15 protein-coding genes and 1 pseudogene are annotated in these 17,157 nt (G+C 63.3%); 7 read left to right on the forward strand and 9 right to left on the reverse strand.

Going from position 1 to position 17,157, the window contains the following annotated elements; translation table 11 throughout:
- Positions 1 to 95: 95 nt before the first annotated feature.
- Entirely contained in the window at positions 96 to 2,594 is a 2,499-nt protein-coding gene (locus tag F7R90_RS02200) for a PKD domain-containing protein (protein ID WP_158055648.1), read from the forward strand.
- Here the strand turns inward: F7R90_RS02200 and F7R90_RS02205 are convergent.
- Entirely contained in the window at positions 2,591 to 2,845 is a 255-nt protein-coding gene (locus F7R90_RS02205; RefSeq protein ID WP_158055649.1) for a helix-turn-helix domain-containing protein, read from the reverse strand. The genes F7R90_RS02200 and F7R90_RS02205 overlap by 4 nt on opposite strands.
- Before the next feature lie 121 nt (positions 2,846 to 2,966).
- Here F7R90_RS02205 and F7R90_RS02210 point away from each other — a divergent pair, with 121 nt between their 5' ends.
- Complete coding sequence (locus F7R90_RS02210; RefSeq protein WP_158055650.1) at positions 2,967 to 3,341, forward strand: hypothetical protein; 375 nt, start codon at positions 2,967 to 2,969, stop codon at positions 3,339 to 3,341.
- Positions 3,342 to 3,536: 195 nt separating this feature from the next.
- Here F7R90_RS02210 and F7R90_RS02215 read toward each other — a convergent pair whose 3' ends face one another.
- The 5 genes from F7R90_RS02215 to F7R90_RS02235 all read right to left on the reverse strand — a co-directional run bounded on the left by F7R90_RS02215 (position 3,537) and on the right by F7R90_RS02235 (position 8,849).
- Positions 3,537 to 4,301: a creatininase family protein gene (locus tag F7R90_RS02215; RefSeq protein WP_158055651.1), complete on the reverse strand. Its 765-nt coding sequence runs from the start codon at positions 4,299 to 4,301 to the stop codon at positions 3,537 to 3,539.
- Positions 4,298 to 4,699: a DUF7383 domain-containing protein gene (locus F7R90_RS02220; RefSeq protein WP_158055652.1), complete on the reverse strand. Its 402-nt coding sequence runs from the start codon at positions 4,697 to 4,699 to the stop codon at positions 4,298 to 4,300. The genes F7R90_RS02215 and F7R90_RS02220 overlap by 4 nt, the downstream gene beginning before the upstream one ends.
- Positions 4,700 to 4,739: 40 nt before the next feature.
- A complete protein-coding gene (locus tag F7R90_RS02225) occupies positions 4,740 to 5,075 on the reverse strand; it encodes a DsrE family protein (RefSeq protein ID WP_158055653.1) in 336 nt (111 codons plus the stop codon).
- Positions 5,076 to 5,216: 141 nt separating this feature from the next.
- A complete protein-coding gene (gene gfo6, locus F7R90_RS02230) occupies positions 5,217 to 6,314 on the reverse strand; it encodes a D-xylose 1-dehydrogenase Gfo6 (RefSeq protein ID WP_158055654.1) in 1,098 nt (365 codons plus the stop codon).
- Between the two features lie 261 nt (positions 6,315 to 6,575).
- On the reverse strand, positions 6,576 to 8,849 hold the full coding sequence (locus tag F7R90_RS02235) for a glycoside hydrolase family 3 N-terminal domain-containing protein (protein ID WP_158055655.1): 2,274 nt from the start codon (positions 8,847 to 8,849) through the stop codon (positions 6,576 to 6,578).
- Positions 8,850 to 9,383: 534 nt separating this feature from the next.
- Between F7R90_RS02235 and F7R90_RS02245 the strand changes: the two genes are divergently transcribed.
- From F7R90_RS02245 to rnhB, 4 genes and pseudogenes are all read left to right on the forward strand, one after another.
- On the forward strand, positions 9,384 to 9,734 hold the full coding sequence (locus F7R90_RS02245) for a hypothetical protein (RefSeq protein WP_158055656.1): 351 nt from the start codon (positions 9,384 to 9,386) through the stop codon (positions 9,732 to 9,734).
- A gap of 364 nt (positions 9,735 to 10,098) precedes the next feature.
- Positions 10,099 to 10,863, forward strand: a pseudogene (locus F7R90_RS02250) (SDR family NAD(P)-dependent oxidoreductase); the annotation flags it as partial.
- 615 nt (positions 10,864 to 11,478) lie between these two features.
- The gene (locus F7R90_RS02255) at positions 11,479 to 12,804 is read left to right on the forward strand and encodes a tRNA pseudouridine(54/55) synthase Pus10 (protein ID WP_158055658.1); all 1,326 of its coding nucleotides are present in this window, start codon (positions 11,479 to 11,481) and stop codon (positions 12,802 to 12,804) included.
- A gap of 394 nt (positions 12,805 to 13,198) precedes the next feature.
- Complete coding sequence (gene rnhB, locus F7R90_RS02260) at positions 13,199 to 13,837, forward strand: ribonuclease HII (RefSeq protein WP_158055659.1); 639 nt, start codon at positions 13,199 to 13,201, stop codon at positions 13,835 to 13,837.
- A gap of 11 nt (positions 13,838 to 13,848) precedes the next feature.
- Here rnhB and F7R90_RS02265 read toward each other — a convergent pair whose 3' ends face one another.
- From F7R90_RS02265 to secF, 3 genes are all read right to left on the reverse strand, one after another.
- Complete coding sequence (locus F7R90_RS02265; protein WP_158055660.1) at positions 13,849 to 14,124, reverse strand: hypothetical protein; 276 nt, start codon at positions 14,122 to 14,124, stop codon at positions 13,849 to 13,851.
- Positions 14,125 to 14,205: 81 nt separating this feature from the next.
- The gene (locus F7R90_RS02270) at positions 14,206 to 15,777 is read right to left on the reverse strand and encodes a preprotein translocase subunit SecD (protein WP_158055661.1); all 1,572 of its coding nucleotides are present in this window, start codon (positions 15,775 to 15,777) and stop codon (positions 14,206 to 14,208) included.
- Positions 15,774 to 16,658: a protein translocase subunit SecF gene (secF, locus tag F7R90_RS02275; RefSeq protein WP_158055662.1), complete on the reverse strand. Its 885-nt coding sequence runs from the start codon at positions 16,656 to 16,658 to the stop codon at positions 15,774 to 15,776. The genes F7R90_RS02270 and secF overlap by 4 nt, the downstream gene beginning before the upstream one ends.
- Before the next feature lie 146 nt (positions 16,659 to 16,804).
- On the opposite strand from secF, the gene F7R90_RS02280 reads away from it, so the two are divergent.
- Positions 16,805 to 17,149: a hypothetical protein gene (locus F7R90_RS02280; RefSeq protein ID WP_158055663.1), complete on the forward strand. Its 345-nt coding sequence runs from the start codon at positions 16,805 to 16,807 to the stop codon at positions 17,147 to 17,149.
- Positions 17,150 to 17,157 lie beyond the last annotated feature (8 nt).

The following is a 17,157-nucleotide window of genomic DNA, read 5'->3' on the forward strand; positions in this document are numbered from 1 at the left end:
ATCAATCCTTCAATTTGAGTTCCAGTATTTTAATAAGGGATGGGTGAAACCCACGAATAACGACCGACAATCGGTCGATATCGCACGCGAGAGCTATGGTACGCGAGCAAACACCCACGAATAGCGGCGGCGCTCGCCGAGCGGTCGTCGTTCTGCTGGTCGTCTCGGCAATCGTCGCCAGCGTCGCACCCGCATCGGGAGCAGTCGGTCTCGCCAGCGAACTATCCGCTACTGTCGGCAACACGAGCGCGAACGACGCGACTGCGCCGACGCTCCGGTACGAGATTCGCGGCGTGGACCACTCGACGAATCCGCCGACGGCGAACGTCTCCGATTCGGTTACGTTCGACGCCAGCAACTCCAGCGACGACACCGAAATCGAAACGACGAATTGGCGGTTCCCCAACGGCACCGTCAGCGGCGTCCAAATCACGCACCGATTCTCGCGGCCGGGCAATTACTCGGTGGGTGTCGTCGTCGCCGACGAGGCAGGCAACCGCAACGAATCGACCGTGTCGATTCGCGTCGTAGACCGCACCGAACCGACAGCGTCGTTCGACCTCGACGACGAGTCGGCGGCTACGGTTGGTGAACCGGTTCAGTTCGACGCGACAGAGTCCGCAGACAACCATCGCATCGCTGAGTTCCGCTGGGACCTCGACGGCGACGGAACCGTCGATACCGTCACGTCGAATGCAACCGTCGAGTACACCTACGCCGAGCGCGGGAACGCGACCGCCGAACTTACCGTTGTGGACCCGAGCGGCAACTCCGCGAACGCGACTCGAAACGTCACCGTCGAGACACCGCCGCCGAGTGCGAACTTCACCGTCGCGCCCGAGACGCCCACAACCGGCGAAACAGTCGCCGTAGACGCCGAACCGACCGTGGCGGCCGGGAACGTCACCAACTACACGTGGACGTTCGACGGGACGACCAGCGTCCCGGACAGCCCAACCGCGACCTACGAGTTCACCGACAGCGGAAGCCACGAGGTCACGCTGGTCGTGACCGACGAGTACGGCCACAGCGACTCCGTGACGAAGAACGTCACCGTCTACGCGGCCCCGACTGCGGCGGCGGACGCCCAGGCGAACGCGACGGCGGGCGAACGGGTCGCCCTCGACGCGACGAACACGACCGGCGGGGGCGACCTCGGCTACGAGTGGACTCAAATCGACGGGCCGGACGCGACACTCTCGAACGCGAGCGACCCGACGACCGCCTTCGTCGCGCCGAACGTCTCGGACCCGACGACGCTGACGTTCGCCGTCGTCGTCTCCGGACCGGGCGGGAGTGACACGGCGATGACTTCGGTGACTGTCGCTCCCGGTTCGGACGACGGGGGTAGTTCGAATGCTGGAAGTGGCAGTTCTGGTGGTGATGCTGGCTCTGGTGGGGGTGCTGACTCTGGCAGTAGTGGCAGTTCTGGTGGGAGCGGATTTGGTGGCAGTGCCAGTACCGGTGGGAGCAGTGGTGGATTCGGCGGTGGCAGGGTTGGCGGTGGCGCGAGTGAGAGCGCTGGCGCAAACTCAGGCGACAACACTGACGGCGCAAGCGAAGACGACTCCGCGTCCAGTGCGTCGGCCGCGACCGTCTCGCGCGACGAATCGACGCCCGACCAGTTCGTCGCGTCGGTCTCGAAAGCGGGTGTTGAACACCCGGCGAACGTCTCGCTCACCGACTCGCTCGGCGGCGACCACGCGTTCGACTCCGTGACCGTCGTCGCAGACCGGTCTGCGTTCTCGCTGTCGGTGCGCGCGCCAGCGAAGCGACCGAATGCGGTGCCTGCTCCTGACTCAGAGGCCGTGCTGTCGTATCTCTCCGTGACGAAGCAGGACGTCACGAACGCGGCCATCGAGTTCGCTCGGTTCCGGTTCCACGTCTCGGAAGCGGCGTTGAATCGGCGCGGCGTCGCACCTGCGGACGTACGTCTGTACCGCTACTCCGGCGGGCAGTGGCAGACACTGGCGACGACGCTCGTCGGCGAGGACAGCGGCGTCTACCGCTTCCAAGCACTGAGTCCCGGATTCTCGGTGTTCGCCGTGGGCGTCGCTCGCCCGTCGGTCGATGTCGTCGGCGCGTCGGTAGCGTCGAACCGTGTCGCGCCGGGCGAGGACGCGCGCGTGACCGCTCGGGTCAGGAACCGCGACTCGGTGACACGCTCGGTGACGCTCACACTGTCTGCGAACGATTCGGGGGTGACAGAACGGCAGGTCGAACTTCCGGCGAACGCCACGCGAACGGTCGCGTTCACGCCCGCGTTCGACTCGTCTGGGCAGTACGAACTCGCCGTCGAGAACACCTCGGCGGGGACGCTGGTGGTTGCCGGAGCGGGCGAGAGTGGTGGTGTGTCGGGTACCGGGGACGATTCGGGCGACTCTAGGGGCGACGGGGCGACCGGCGGACAGGACGAGGTAACCAAGGATGGAGCGACTGATGGAGAAGACGGCACGCAAACTTCGACAGCAGATACAGCAGACGGTTCGAGTGGGCAGAACGGTGGATTCGGAATCGGCGACGGCGGTCTCTATTTCGTGTCGTTCGTCGTCGCGCTGCTCGCGGCGATGCTGTGGGGCTATCTGCTCAGCTAATCTAACGTCGAGGCGTCGAACTCGCCGTCTAAGTATTTCTCGCCGCGCTCGGTGATGACGTAGACGCCGTTGCCGCCGTTGCGGACGAACTCCTTGGTTTCGAGTTCCCGACAGCGGTTGCCGACGTGCTGAGCACCCCACGGTAAGTCTGCGACCTCGACCAGTTTCGAGGGGGTGTACGGTCCCTCCGCCCGCAAGTACTCCAAGATTCGGTCGTCCACGAGGACCATCCAGCGCCCCGAACGTCTCATAATTGAGTGTCTGCAGTCGGAGTACTCTATTCTTTCGGGTCGAAGATGAGGGTCTGGGGGTTGGTTGTCGTGGTCATGCCCGGAGTGACGATTTATTGTCTTTGTCGTCGTTTTCCTCGCCATGTCGCTGAGCGTCACCCACTTTGCGGTCGGGGCCACGCTGACGGTTTTAGTGGAGACGTATCTCGTCCCGAATATTTCGTATCCTCGCGCGATAGCGATTCTGGGCGGCATCTGGGCGATGGTCCCGGACGCCCAGAAACTAAGTCCCGTCTTCCAGTCCGAACTGGCCACGCTCCACTACTCGCCGCTGGCGAACGTCTTCTGGTTTCACCGCTGGTTGGACGTGACGGACTCGGGCGACTCGGTGGCGGTCGCGGCGGCGAGTTTGTTCGGGTTGTTCGTGGCGACCGTGGTCAGCGAACGGCGGTCGTATCGCGCCTTGGAACGGGTTCGGGAATTTGCTGGCGAAGCGACTGAGGAGTCGGTGAAGTGAGTTGTAGCGCCGATATAGTAATAGAGGCGACCACAGCTAACTGGAACGTCGAGTCGAAGCAAGCTACTGCCGAGACAACGCCGTGCAAAGACCACACAGTACCGTCTCAGCCACACACCTCCCCACCCGATTCGCTCACGTCCGTTCGCCACGACCGCGCGCGCCGAAGTGGTTGCCTCAACTCGGCCGAATCACCTACTCTCGAACGGCCTCACGCGCGTCCTCGATTTGCTCCGCGTAGGCGCTCGCCACCTTCTCCAGAATTGCCTCGCCCGCTTCCGCCGTGCCCTCTCGCGGGTCGCCGAGGACGCCGTTCTCCGTAATCGCCTTGAATCCCTCGCTGAGGAGTCGCGCGGTCGAAATCTCGCCTTCGACGCCGATTTCCAACTCCTCTTTTCGTACCAACCCTTCCTCGACTGCCAGCACGACCGCAGTTTCGGCGGCCCCGGCGTGGATGGCTGGCTCTTGATACTCGACGCCGCCTTCCCTGAGTCCCGCGTTCTGGAGGTCCATCAGTTCGTGGAGGTCCGCGACGGCGACCACGTTGGCGTCGATTTCGCGGGCAATTTCCGGCGCGACAGTGTTGACGGGTGCGAAGTTTCCGCCGTGGGTCGGCACCAACGCGACGTGTTCGAAGCCGTGGTCGTCCAGCGAGCGACAGTAGCCCCGAATCAGGTCCATCAGCGTCTCTGCCGGAATCGTAATCGTCCCCGGGAACTCCATGTGGTGGCCCGAACAACCGGGCCGAATCGTCGGCGCGGCCAGCGCGTCGCCCAGTTTCTCGGCGATGCGCTCGGCGAGGGCGTCGCCAGCGAGCGTGTCCATGATGAGCGGGAGATGAGGGCCGTGTTGTTCGACGGACCCGACGGCGACGACTGCGGTTCGGGTCCCCGAGTCGAGTTCGTCCTCGATTTCTGGCCACGTGCGCTCGGCCAACGCCACGGTGTCGTCTCGGCTCATTCTTCGCCCTCCGTGATTGGTTCGCGCCAGTGGACGGTGACGTTGTTCACCGCGAAACTGTCCGGCGTGTCGGTGTCGCGCGCGAACTTGAGCGTGTTCGTGCCCGCGACGAGCGCGCTGTCGGTAATCGCGTCTTCCCAGTACTGCCACCCGGTTCCGGGCGGCACGTCGAACCCGCCCAGCGCCTCGTCGTTCACCACCAACTCGTGACCGAACTCGTCCACGCCGAACGCTTGCAGGCCGACGTAGGCATCGACCGCGTCGCTGGTCGGCACCTCGAACTCGAACTCGGGCGTCGAATCACCGACGAAATCTGCCCACGGCACGTCGATGGCGTCTTTCTTTTGACCGAGATGCGACGACACGTTGACGAGCGCGTAGTTCGCACGATAGGACATACGCCACCATCGTCGCCCGGCGTCATATCTTCCTGGGTCGCTACAGTCGGATGTAGGCGAATCCATCCTGCTGGAGGCGGGTGAGTTCGCCGACACCCGAGGAGACGAGTTCGACGCCGGAGAGCAGTTCGTCCGTCGAGACGGCGGGGTGTCGGGCGGCGTTGCTACACGCTTTGAATTCTGTCCCACCGGTGAGCAGGTCGGCCAACGCTTCGGCATGCTCCGCCTCTTCATGTAATTCTGCGATGGCGTCCCCGCGGTCCAACACCACCGCCACGCGCTCCATCTCGACTGTCTCGTCTGCGAGCAAGTTCTCGACTTTGGCGACGACGACGCGAACGTCCTCGGGCGTCGAGACGTGGAAGACGGTTTGCATACGCGATGGATTTCGTCTCACGGTTATTGGTACTGTCTAGTCGGTGGCGTCGAGAGGCGGGTCAGGATAGTCGCCGGTATCGTTGGCCGTCGTTAGGTTGGCCTGGTCGAGCGAATTGCCAGACTAGTCGGCCGAACGGCGTTACTCGATGCTGACTCGCTCGCCGCGGTCGGCGGCCTCGTAGATGGCCGCCAGTGCCTGCATGTCTACGAGCGCGTGGTCGCCGTTCGGAGACGGCGGGACCTCTCGGAGGACGCGGTCTGCGAAGTAGTCGAACTCTTCGGTCATCTCGTCGCCCATCAGGTCCCGACGACCGTCGTCTATTTCGAGTTCCTGCCCGTTCGGTTGGCGGAGTGAGAGCGTCTGTGGTGTCTGGCCGAGGAAGGCCGGTTCGAGCACGAGTTCGCCCTCGGTCCCGACGATCCGGAGGTGGCCAGACAGGTGGGAGTGCTGGCTGGCTGTGCAGGCGGCGTACGCTCCGTTGTCGAACTGAATCGTGAAGGTCGCGTGCTGGTCGGGCACCTTGCGGAACGCCTCGTTCTCGGAGTGCATCTGTGCGGTCACGCTCGTCGGGTCGGCGTCGAGGACGAACCGAGCAGTGTTCAGCGGGTAGATGCCGAGGTCCATCACCGTCGCACCGTAGCCCGCGAGTTCCGGGTCGAGTCGCCACTGGTCGGGGTCGCCCGAAACTACGTCGAGCATCTGCTGGCCCATGTGTCCGTGGACGGCGACCGGGTCACCAATCGCGCCCTCGCGGACGAGTTCCCGCATCCGACGAACCTGCGGGTCGGTCTGCATCCGGTAGGCGACCATCAGCGGCACGTCGCCTTCCTCTGCGGATTCGACCAGTTTTTCCGCCCGTTCTACTGTCGCCTCCACTGGCTTCTCGCAGAGGACCGCCTTCCCGTGGTCGGCGGCCGCCTCCACGTACGGGAGGTGGTAGGCGTTCGGCGTACAGACGTAGACCGCATCGTACTCGTCGGTCGCCGTGCCCTCGACGAAGTCGTCGTACGTGACCCCCGCGGTGACCGTCTCAGTTTCTTCGGCGACCGACTCGGCTTTCTCGTGACTGCTGCTGACGGCGACCGTCGTTTCGCAGAACTTCGATTCGCGGACTGCGGGGATGGCCTGTTCACGCGTCCACCAGCCGAGACCGACCATCGCGATGCGGAGCGTTCCAGACTCCAATTCCTCCCAGTCACGCCGCCTGACGCCGCGTAGGTACTCGTCCACTGTCATGCTCCCGTGGTCCGCGCCGACCGGCAAAAGTGTAGTGGACGATTCGAAACTCGTGACAAACATTCGCCCAACCGTCCCACTGGCATGGGAGAATTGGTAGTCGATTGCGAAGCAGAACTACGTGAACGGAGAGGGGGTCGAATCGGAGACCGGCGATACCGTCGAAGTCGAGAACCAGGGCGAGACCCTCGCGGCAGGCGGCGTGACGCCGAAACCGACGACCTCGACCATGTCCCCTATTTCTGCGGTTTCAGTCCCGGGCTATTCGGCCGACGGCAGTTCGAACGACGCTTCGAGGTCGCCGACCCAGAGGCTGTACGTGCCCGACTCGACGACGTGGCCGGTGCGGGGCTTGTAGAAACCGAAGTTCTCGGCGGGTATCGTCAGCGACACCGCCTCGGACTCGCCGGGGGACAACTCGACTCGCTCGAAGCCGACGAGTTTCCGGGCCGGTTGCACCCGCGAACTCGTCTCCTGCCGGGCGAACGCCTGCACCGTCTCGGTCCCGGAGCGGTCACCTGCGTTCGTCACTTCTACCGAAAGCTCGACTTCCGCGTCGTCCTCCATCACCGATGCCTCGCCCACCGAAACGGCGAGGTCGTCGTACTCGAAGTCGGTGTAGCTCAGGCCGTGGCCGAACTCGTAGAGCGGGTCGTAGGAGCCGGGATGTTCGTCGTCGCCGATGGGACGTGGATGGACGAGGTGGTCGAAGTGCTGGGGCAGGTCGCCGACGGATTTCGGAACCGACACCGGCAGTCGGCCGCTCGGGTCGTTCTCTCCGAACAGCGTCTCGGCGACGGCGCTCCCGCCCTCGGTGCCGGGGTAGTAGGCCATGAGTATCGCGGGGATGTTCTGGTCCATCCAATCGACGACGAGTGGACGACCAGTAACGAGGACGCCGACGACCGGCGTTCCGGTCGCGTGGACTTCCCGGACGAGTTCGCGCTGGGCCTCGGAGAGACGGAGTTCCGAGCGGGTCGGCCACTCGCCCGTCTCGACGCCCGCCTGCATCGACGGGCCGAACTCGTGGAGGTACCAGCCCTCGCCGAGCGCGAGGACCGCCACGTCGGCTTCGGCCGTTTTCTCTACCGCGGCGTCCACGTCCAGTTCCTCGTTGAGCGTCGTCCCCTGCTCGTAGGAGACCGTTCCATCGGTGTGACCTTCGATAGCCTCTCGAACCGTATCGCCGGGAACGTTCGTCGGTTCAGTGACGCTCCACCCACCGAGTTGGTGGACGAGGTCGTCTGCGTTCGGGCCGCCGACGAACACATCTTCGTCGCCAGACAGGGGGAGGACACCGTCGTTCTTCAGGAGCGTCATGCTGTCGCGTGCGCACTCCTTTGCGGCCTCCCGGTGGTCGGCGCAAGCCAACGTCTCGCGGGCTTCGTCCTCCTCGACGTACGGGTCTTCGAACAGGCCCAACTCGAACTTGAGATGCAGGACGCGGCGAACGCTCGCTTCGACTACCTCCGAATCGAGGTCGCCGTCGGCGAGCAGTTCGGCCAGGTACTGTGCGTGTTCCCCGTCGCCCACCGACTCGATATCGAGACCTGCTTCTCGGGACTGTCGGACGCCATCGCGGTTGTCGATGGCCGTCCCGTGGTCTTCGCTCAGGTGACGGACGCCCGCCCAGTCGGAGACGACGTGACCGTCGAAGCCAAGGTCTTCGCGCAGCAGGTCGGTGAGAAAGTAGGCCGAACCGTGGACTGGCTCCCCGTTGATAGAACTGTAGGAGGCCATCACGGACTCGACGCCCGCTTCGAGAGCTTGCTCGAACGGCGGCACGAAGACGTTGCGAAGCTCGTACTCCGAGACGTCCACCGGAGAGGCGTCTTCGCCGCGCTCGGGGTCGCTGTACGCCGGGAAGTGCTTCGCGGTGGCGACGACCGACTCGTCGCCGATTCCGTCTTCGCTACCGACTCCGCCCTCCTCGCCGACCCCCTGGCCCTGGTACCCTCGAACCTTCGCCGCGGCCATCTCAGCGCAGAGTCGGGGACTCTCGCCGAACGTCTCGAAGATGCGTCCCCAGCGAGGGTCGCGACCCACGTCGCAGGTGGGCGAGTAGTTCTGGTGCGCACCGGTCCGGCGCACCTCGGTGGCGGTGACGCTCGCGGCGGATTCGGCGGCGTCGGTGTCCCACGTCGCTGCGGTGCCGAGACCGTTGGGGAAGACGGTCGAACCGGCGACGTAGGCGTGCCCGTGGACGGCGTCCACGTTCAACAACAGCGGAATCCCGAGTCGGGTCTCCTCCGTCGCGACGCGTTGCAAGTCGTTGGCCGCTTCGACGACTTCGCCGACCTGCTTGGCGGGCGACCCGGCCCACCCGAACGGGGCGGCGACGCCGAGGTGCTGGTCGCGGATGGCGGCTTCCACCTCGTCGAACTCCTTCGGTTCGGGACCGAGGTGGCCCAACCACGTTCCCACCAGTTGTCCGGCTTTCTCCGCGTCGGTCATCCTGTCGAGCAGGTCTTCGACGCGCTCGGTGGTAGCGACGTCAGCGCGCTCGTACGTCGGCGCGTCTTCGTCCTCGTGCATCGCTCAGACATATTTACTCGCAAACGATAAATCCTCGGACAGTCTCGAAACGGACTCTCGAATCGCGAACATTCAGGACTATCGAAGTAGTACGCGAGTGACAAGCGATTGTTCCTATCGCGGGAACATCGCCACTACTGACTGTCGCTCGGCCTCGAAGAGAGCGTGCCGGATTCGACCATCGCTTCGAGCGGACTGTCGTCTATTTCGAGCGGGAGGTCCACCGTTGTACGACCCTGCCGCATCGACGGACGAACTCGGCCCGCCGTCTGACTGTCGGTTGCACACGCACTGTCCCGTCGCCCGTGAGGTGTGTCGGGAGCAGAAACCGGAACTTCGGGACATCGACGACGTTGACGGGACGGCGGCGTGTTTCCGTCAAGTCCCGAAACAACGAGTACTGGGACAGCGACCCCTGGACGGAGACGCGAGGTAATCGTCACAAACGTCGAGAACTGAAGCTTCCTCTCTTCGTTCGCGTTCGAGTCTCCTGCAACGACAGAATTATTGAGCGAGCGGCTAAAGACCGTATCGATGACGCGGTACGAACCGGAGTGCGTGGACGGGAGGCTCTTTCTGGTCGCTGGAGACGACCGCGTCGAGGCCGGGGCAATCGACGACATCGTGGATGCCGTCGGCGGCGACTCCTACAGCATCGAGTACGACGAGAAACAGCGGATGAACCCGTGGCTGGACACCGACGACGGGACACTCGACATCGACGTTCGTGAGACCGTGACGACGCTCCCACACACGGAGGAGTTCGTCTCGGAACTGCGTGAGTACGGCATGGGAACCGCTAGATTCGGCCTGCCTCGGCGCACCGTCGAGTTCGCCAACATGTTCGTGGACCTCCTCGAACAGCAGGGCAAGCGAGACTCCTGAAGCCCTCGGAGCGAGTGGCGCCCAAGCTATTTGATGGGGTTTCCGAACGTATCGTCATGGACACGACGAAGATGATTCCTCCGCACCCCGACCGGCGGTGGACGATTGCCAAGAAACTCGGTCTCTCGACCGCCGTCATCAGATTCTGAGGCGCAGAAGAGGCGTGGACGTACGACTCGCTGTCGTTCGAAAATCGAAGATTTCCGGGATTGGGCGGGAGCGTTGCTCCCGCCGCCCGACCGAAGGAACTGTACGTTCTTTGGGCATACCCACCTTCTCCGGCGTCCGAGCGGGGTGTCAGGCATCAGCCACCGACAAGATGAAGGGAGTTTATCCGGTGGTAGACAGTATGAGCGGGTGACTCAGTGGAGAGACCGCGATTATCACGGGGTCAAGCCAAGGCATCGGGAAGGGCATCGCCGAGCGGTTCGCCGAGGAAGGCGCGAACGTTGTCGTCAACTCGCGGTCACAGGAGCGCGCAGACGAAGTCGCGTCGGCAATCGACGCCGAGGGCGGCACAGCCATCGGCGTCGAAGCCGACGTGACCGACGAAGACGAGCTGGAGGCGCTGGTTCAGACGACAGTCGAAGAGTTCGGCCGCCTCGACGTGATGGTGAACAACGCGGGGGTTACGACGCTCGACCCTGCCGAAGAGTTCGACGTCGAAGCGTGGCGAAACGTCGTGGACGTAGACCTCGTGGGGACGTTCATCGGTTGTCAGGCGGCCGGTCGCCAGATGATAGAACAGGACGGAGCGGGCGCGATTCTCAATATCTCCTCGCTGTTGGGGAGTCGCGGGCTACAGCTACGGTCGCCCTACTGCGCGTCGAAGGCGGGCGTGAACAACCTCACGCAGACGCTCGCGGTCGAGTGGGCCGAACACGATGTCTATGTCAACGCACTCGTACCGGGGTTCATCTGGACCGAAATCACGGACCAGACCCAGAGTTCCGGCGGATACACCGACGACGACATCCGGGACCGAACGCCGCTCGCTCGGTTCGGTACCGTAGAAGAGATGGCCGAATGCTCGCTCTTCCTGGTCGGACGGAACAACTTCGTCACGGGCGAAGTCCTGCACGCAGACGGCGGCTGGCAGGCCTACGGTTGGGGGAGTGGAGACCAGTAACGGCAGGTCAGCGATAACAACCGACGACAGGACGAACGCCCTGCGACCCTCACTTTCACATCTCGACCGCTCTCCTATACTTTCGATAGTCTGCATACAGATACAATTGCGGCCGCTCCGAGCACAACTCTCCCACGCGAGTGAGTCTCCGATTATCTCCGACTCCGACTACGGGTGGCCCTCACTGTTCGGGGTGGACGGACACCGTTGCGCAGTCTGTCCCGTCAGGTGGGCAGTCGAACAGTCGTTCGGCCTGCTTTCGACGGAGGAACTGCTCGATGACGTCTAGGTACGCAGTACCGTAGCTCTCGCCAGCGAAGTTCCCCGGTTCTATCTGGTGATCTTCTACCCAGTCGTTGTACGTTTGTCATCCATGAACGGAATGTACACCGTTCCGATGTCTACTGGTTGCAGTCGAGCGGTTCGTATCGCCTCGTGTACCGTTCCGTGGCTCTCGCCGCTGTCACACCAGCCCCCGCGAGAACTGCACCGACCTTCGAAAGGACCGCTTTTCGTCTCATTGGAGCGACTGATTTTCGATAGCTCGACAATAAACCTTCTCACCACTCACGCGAATGAGAAACCCGTTTAGGCCCCGGCCACCACCCTCCACACATGACCATCCTCGAAGACGCGCGCCGAGTCATCGACAACGGCCCCGTCTGTGACGCCTGCCTCGGTCGCTGTTTCGCCGACCGGAGCTTCGGGTTGACCAACGACGAGCGCGGCCACGCCCTCCGGGTTTCGGTCGTGCTCGAAGACGACGAACCGTTCGAAGAACCTGAAGCGGAATGCTGGGTCTGCGAAGGCGAGAGCGACCGCTTCGACGAGTGGGCCGAGACCGTGGCGGAGGCGCTCGAAGGATGGAACTTCGAGACGTACCAAGTCGGCACACGCGCCCCGCCGCTGGTCGAGGAGAACGAGGTGTTGCTCCGCGAGTCCGCAGACCTCCCAGAAGATGCGGGCGAACTGTTCAAATCCGAATTCAACCGCGAAGTCGGCAAGCGCGTGGGTGTCCTCACCGGCACGGAAGTCGATTTCGAGCGCCCAGACGTGCTGGCTCTGCTGAACGTCGAGGCCGGAGACGACGAGGAACTCTCCTCGCACGCGGTCGATGTCCAAATCAACTCGGCGTTTCTCTACGGCCGCTACAAGAAACTGGAGCGCGACATCCCACAGACCGAGTGGCCCTGCCGGGAGTGCGGTGGCTCCGGCAAGCAACTGGCCGAGGGCGGCGGCGAGGAGGACTGTGACTACTGCGGTGGATCCGGTTACCTCTACGACGAGAGCGTCGAGGAACTGACGACGCCGCCCGTCCTCGAAGCGATGGACGGTGAGGAGGCGCTGTTCCACGGTGCGGGCCGCGAGGACGTGGACGCGCTGATGCTCGGCACCGGCCGCCCCTTCGTCATCGAAATCAAGCAGCCCCGAACCAGAGACGTGGACCCCGAGGCACTCCAAGCCGAAATCAACGAATTCGCGGGCGACTCCGTCGAAGTTACCGACCTCGCGGTCGCCGAACACGACATGGTCGAGCGCGTGAAGGAACTCGACGCAAGTAAGACCTATCGGATGGACGTGGAGTTCGACGCAGACGTGACCGCGGAGGAACTCCAAGAAGCCATCGAGGAACTCGACGGCGCGACCGTCGAGCAGGACACGCCCCAGCGCGTGGACCACCGCCGCGCGAGCAAGACCCGGATTCGAGAGGCCTACGACGTGTCCGGCGAACTCACTGATTCGCGCCACGCCGAACTGGAGATTCACGGCGAAGGCGGTCTCTACATCAAGGAGCTCGTCAGCAGTGACGAAGGGCGCACAGAGCCGAGTTTGGCGGGCATCCTCGACGTCGGAGCCGTCGTAACCGCGCTCGACGTGATTGCCGTGGAAGGCGAAGACGAGCCGTTCGACCATCCGGATTTCCTCGAAGAAGAAGCGTAGACTGTTTCCGCGGTTCCACTCAGTGGGGGTCCGTGATATCGGCTGTTCAACCCGGCGCGCGCTGGCGCGGCCTCGTGGTTTGAGGTCGCGCCAAACGTCGCGCGAGGGACGAGTATCACAGCGCAGAAGACGCGCTTCAGCGCGTCTTCTGGACCTGAGAAACGCAGTCGGTTGGGGAGGACGTGGCTGTTGCGGTGCTGTGCGGTGGCGGTGCGGTCTCATAGGTATCGGCAGTAGCTCGCTTCGACTTCTCTAACGGACTACTCTCGTAGCTTCGGCTTCTCTGGTTCTCTTGCGTTCTGCTCGGAATCTTTTCAACCGCTCGTCCGAACCCATCCAACAGCCCCGTTCCTCCATCGCAAGAACCAACTAACCACTCGCTGACGCTCGAAGTGTGTTCGGGGTAGACGAAGCAGGCAAGGGACCCGTCTTGGGGTCGATGTTCGCCGCGGCGGTCACAGTCGAAGACACCACCGACCTCCCACCAGATATCGACGACTCGAAGAATGTCGCACCTGCGCGTCGCGAGGAAATCGCCGCCACGCTCCGTGCCGATAACGAAATCCGCGTCGGCGTCGCCGAAATCCCCGTCTCGCGAATCGACGCCCCCGAGACCGACATGAACACGCTGACCGTCGAGGCTCAAGCGACCGCGCTCTCCGAAATTGCCGAGCAGGGCGCAGAGGGCGTCGTGGACGCTGGCGATACCAGCGAGGAACGCTTTGGTCGCCGCGTCGCCGAGCGTGTCGAAGCAAACATCGACCTGACCGCGGAACACGGCGCGGACGAATCGTACAAAATCGTCGGTGCGGCCAGCATCGTCGCCAAAGTCGAACGCGACGACCACGTCGCCACGCTCGCCGAGAAACACGGCGACGTGGGGAGCGGTTATCCGAGCGACCCCAACACGCGCGACTTTCTGGCCGACTACGTCGCGGAGAACGGGTGTCTCCCCGACTGCGCGCGAGCGAGTTGGTCCACCTGCGAGGACGTGCTGGCCGCTCACGAGCAGTCCGGACTGGGCGATTTCTGAGAACGAGTAGCTCAGCGAGTTACCGTCTTTTTCCCGAACAACGGCATGTCCCACGCCCACAGGAGTCGGTACACTGCCAGTCCCGCCAGCGAGACACCAGCCGCCGCGAGCGGAATGGAGAGTTGACTATCGCTGTTGAACCCCGCAAGGGTGAGACCTAAACCGGCGAGGACGCCGATTGTGGCGACAAGCGTCCAGAACAGACGCTCGCCGATAACTGCGAGTTCGGCGCGCACGGCGCGCCGAACGACTTGTTCGAGTTCGTTGTCGGACGTGTCGGAGGGCACACACTCGACTAGTTCACAGTCTTATAAGAAAGTTCACGTTCGTGTGCGCACTCGACCAGAAAAACGGTGGAAGTGTGTTCTCTACTTGTCCGTCAGCAGCGCCCGAAGGATGTCACCGTACGCCGGTCGGGTGATGAGGACCCCGATGAGGACGCCGAGGATGGTGATGATGGCGAACCCTTGCAGGTCACCGAGACTCAGCACCGCGAGCGGACTCATCGCGATGATGGTCGTCGCGGCGGCCGCGCCGATGACCCAGAACGCCTTGCGGAAGCGGCTCTTGAACACCCGCGTCGAGTTCACTTTGCCTTCGGCCATCACTTCGTCGGCGATGATGATGAGGTCGTCCACCCCAGTCCCGATGACTGCGATGAACCCGGCGATGTGGCTGAGGTCCAGCGGCAGTTGTATCGCCGAGGCGAACCCGAGGAGGATGACGACTTCAGAGAGCGCCGTCAGTATCATCGGGAGCGCGACTTCCGGCTTCCCGTAGCGCAGGAAGACCACGCCGCTGACTGCCAGCACCGCGGCCAGTCCCGTGATGAGCGAGGTCAGCTTGAACTCCTGTGCGAGACTCGGTGCGAGGTAGTAGGAGGTGCCCTCTTCCATGTCCAGCGAGGCCGGGAGCGAACCGGCATTCAGGTGGATCTGGAGTTCGCCTGCTTCGGACATGTTCTGGGTCTGGATGACGAAGTTCGGCGTCTGGGTGAACTTCTCCTGTCGAAGCGTCTGTGCGAGGTTCGAACTCATTCCCGCCCCGTAGACGGGTTCACCGTCCACGACGGTCAGCAGACAGTATCCCGGATTCTCGGGATTCGTCCGCCAACGACAGCTACTGATGCCTTCGCGGGTGAAGCCCCACTTGTTCATCGCGTCCGTGAAGTTCTGTGCGGAGTTGTCGTTCAGGACGATAGGCACGTGTGGCCCGAGTCGGTCGTCTTCCTGTGCCGACCCGACCTTGGCGAGTTCGTCCTGCTGGAGTAGCGGCACGCGCTTGTACTCCGTGTCGTTACCGGAGGAGTTCTCCGCGGGGAAGACAGCGACGATTTCGACCTTCCCGCGCTCGGTGACGAGGCTCTCGACCTCGCTCTGGTTCGTGTTCGGCATCTCGATGACGATGAAGTGCTGGTTCTGGGTATTCACCTGCTGGACGCGACCGCCGGAGAGTCCAGCCTCCGAAATCTTGTCGTTGAGAATCCGAACCATGGTGTCGCGGGTCTCTGCAGTCACACCCGGCCGAATCTGCTGGTAGTCGTACCCGGCAGAGTTCAGCGCACTACCGAACTGCTCTTTGGTAACGTTGTCGCTGTACACCTCGACCGCGACGCTCTGTCGCGTCTCGGTCGGCAGGCGAACCGTCACGTCCGAAGCGTCGGCGTTCGAGAGGTTGCGAGCGATTTGCTTCTCGGCCGCACCAGGCGTGGTGCCCTGCGGAATCGACACGTCTTCGGCGGTCAAGCCGTTGATTGGCGCGCGGATTCGCGTACCACCGGACAGTTCCAAGCCGTACTTGAGGTTCGTCGGGCCGCTGTCGTTCGTTGCAACTGCTCGGTCTCCGCCGCTGTCGCCCATTCCGGGCGCGACCAGCGCGACGGTGCTAACGAGCAAGAAGATGACGAGGAGAACGACGCGCCAATTCTCGCGCAGATTCATCGTGCCACCCCTTCGAACTTGTACCAGCGAAGCAGGCTGAGATTGAGCATGTAGGTGTTCATCAGGTCGGTCGCCAGTCCGAGGACGAGGACGACGCCGATGGACGCCAGCAGGTCGATTTGGAAGATGTACGCGACGAGCGCCATCACTGCCATCGCCGACAGCGAGGTGACGGTCATCGTCACACCAGTTCGCATCGCGCGGTAGGTGGACTCGTAGAAGTCACCCGACCGGCGCAGGATGTGGTTGTTCAGCAGGATGTCCGAGTCCACCGAGTAACCGATGAGCATCAACAGCGCCGCGACAGTCCCCAGCGAGAGGTCGATGCCGAGGACGTTCATCAGCGCGACGGGGATGACGATGTCGCTGAACGCCGAGAGGACGACGGCGATGGAGGGAACGAAACTGCGGAACATCAGGAAGACCAGGACGCTCATGCCCGCGAACGCCAGTCCGAGTCCGTAAAGCGCGAGTCGTTGGGTGTTAGAGCCGAAGCTCGCGGACGTTTCTTGGACGGACTTGACGATGTCCGCCTTCGATTGACCGTTCACTGGCTGTAACCCGTTCTGTGCTTGCGTGGCGAGGTTGTCGGCCTCGGGCGGGAACGTCACGATGTACGTGTTCGGTTCGGTCTGGACGGGGCTGATGGACACGACCTCCGAGTCGAACTGCTGGGAGATCTGGTCTTGGGGCGTGGCCGTCTGGACCCGTAGTTCGGTCCCGCCAGTAAACTCGATGCCGAGTGATACCGGCGCGCCGGTTGCGACGAACCACCCAGCGATGACCAGCAGTGCGACGGCCAGAACTGCGAGGGGGACGGCCGCCAACTGCCGGTTCGTGTACTGGGTGTAGTCCACTTCCGGCACTTCGAACGCTACCATGATTGAGAGGTTGCGGGTCGCCGTCGAATAAGGCTTCTTATCGAGCGTGTGCGGGTGTGTCACACGTTACGAGTCGGGTTCAGTCGATAGCGGGGGCGATTCGCGTCGCGAGAAGACCTAAACCTCGCGCGCGCCTACCACCTTCCATGGCAACCGAGACAGCACAGACGGACCTGACGCCGGCCGAGCGAGTCGTCGTCTCGTATCCCGAGGACCTGAGCGACTGGGGCCGCTTTCAGGTCGAAGGCAGTCCGTTCAGGGCGTACCTGCGGAAGACGAAAACTGGGAAAGTAAGGGAGGGCGACGGCTGGGAAGAGTTCGTCGGCGTCGGCTGTTGTGGCTCGACGCTGGACGTGCCACTCCGCGTCGAGCGAATCGAAGGCGGGGATACGTTGGGGCCGGACACCGAAGTCGAGTTCGAGGTTCGGGAAGCCTGTGACATCGCGGGCGGGTGGCAAGTACAGAGCAAAGGGGGACCGAACGAAGTTTGAGGTCGGCG

Origin of the sequence: Halorussus halophilus (assembly GCF_008831545.1) — an archaeon.
Taxonomy (GTDB): Archaea; Halobacteriota; Halobacteria; order Halobacteriales; family Haladaptataceae; genus Halorussus; species Halorussus halophilus.

What these genes read in the sequence shown, in the direction of transcription:
- F7R90_RS02220 (WP_158055652.1), bottom strand. Translation starts at nt 4,699, where the DNA reads ATGTCCTATCGTGCGAACTACGCGCTCGTCAACGTGTCGTCGCATCTC.
- F7R90_RS02200 (WP_158055648.1), top strand. Translation starts at nt 96, where the DNA reads ATGGTACGCGAGCAAACACCCACGAATAGCGGCGGCGCTCGCCGAGCG.
- F7R90_RS02205 (WP_158055649.1), bottom strand. Translation starts at nt 2,845, where the DNA reads ATGAGACGTTCGGGGCGCTGGATGGTCCTCGTGGACGACCGAATCTTG.
- F7R90_RS02235 (WP_158055655.1), bottom strand. Translation starts at nt 8,849, where the DNA reads ATGCACGAGGACGAAGACGCGCCGACGTACGAGCGCGCTGACGTCGCT.
- F7R90_RS02255 (WP_158055658.1), top strand. Translation starts at nt 11,479, where the DNA reads ATGACCATCCTCGAAGACGCGCGCCGAGTCATCGACAACGGCCCCGTC.
- gfo6 (WP_158055654.1), bottom strand. Translation starts at nt 6,314, where the DNA reads ATGACAGTGGACGAGTACCTACGCGGCGTCAGGCGGCGTGACTGGGAG.
- F7R90_RS02210 (WP_158055650.1), top strand. Translation starts at nt 2,967, where the DNA reads ATGTCGCTGAGCGTCACCCACTTTGCGGTCGGGGCCACGCTGACGGTT.
- F7R90_RS02270 (WP_158055661.1), bottom strand. Translation starts at nt 15,777, where the DNA reads ATGAATCTGCGCGAGAATTGGCGCGTCGTTCTCCTCGTCATCTTCTTG.
- F7R90_RS02215 (WP_158055651.1), bottom strand. Translation starts at nt 4,301, where the DNA reads ATGAGCCGAGACGACACCGTGGCGTTGGCCGAGCGCACGTGGCCAGAA.
- F7R90_RS02280 (WP_158055663.1), top strand. Translation starts at nt 16,805, where the DNA reads ATGGCAACCGAGACAGCACAGACGGACCTGACGCCGGCCGAGCGAGTC.
- secF (WP_158055662.1), bottom strand. Translation starts at nt 16,658, where the DNA reads ATGGTAGCGTTCGAAGTGCCGGAAGTGGACTACACCCAGTACACGAAC.
- F7R90_RS02225 (WP_158055653.1), bottom strand. Translation starts at nt 5,075, where the DNA reads ATGCAAACCGTCTTCCACGTCTCGACGCCCGAGGACGTTCGCGTCGTC.
- F7R90_RS02245 (WP_158055656.1), top strand. Translation starts at nt 9,384, where the DNA reads ATGACGCGGTACGAACCGGAGTGCGTGGACGGGAGGCTCTTTCTGGTC.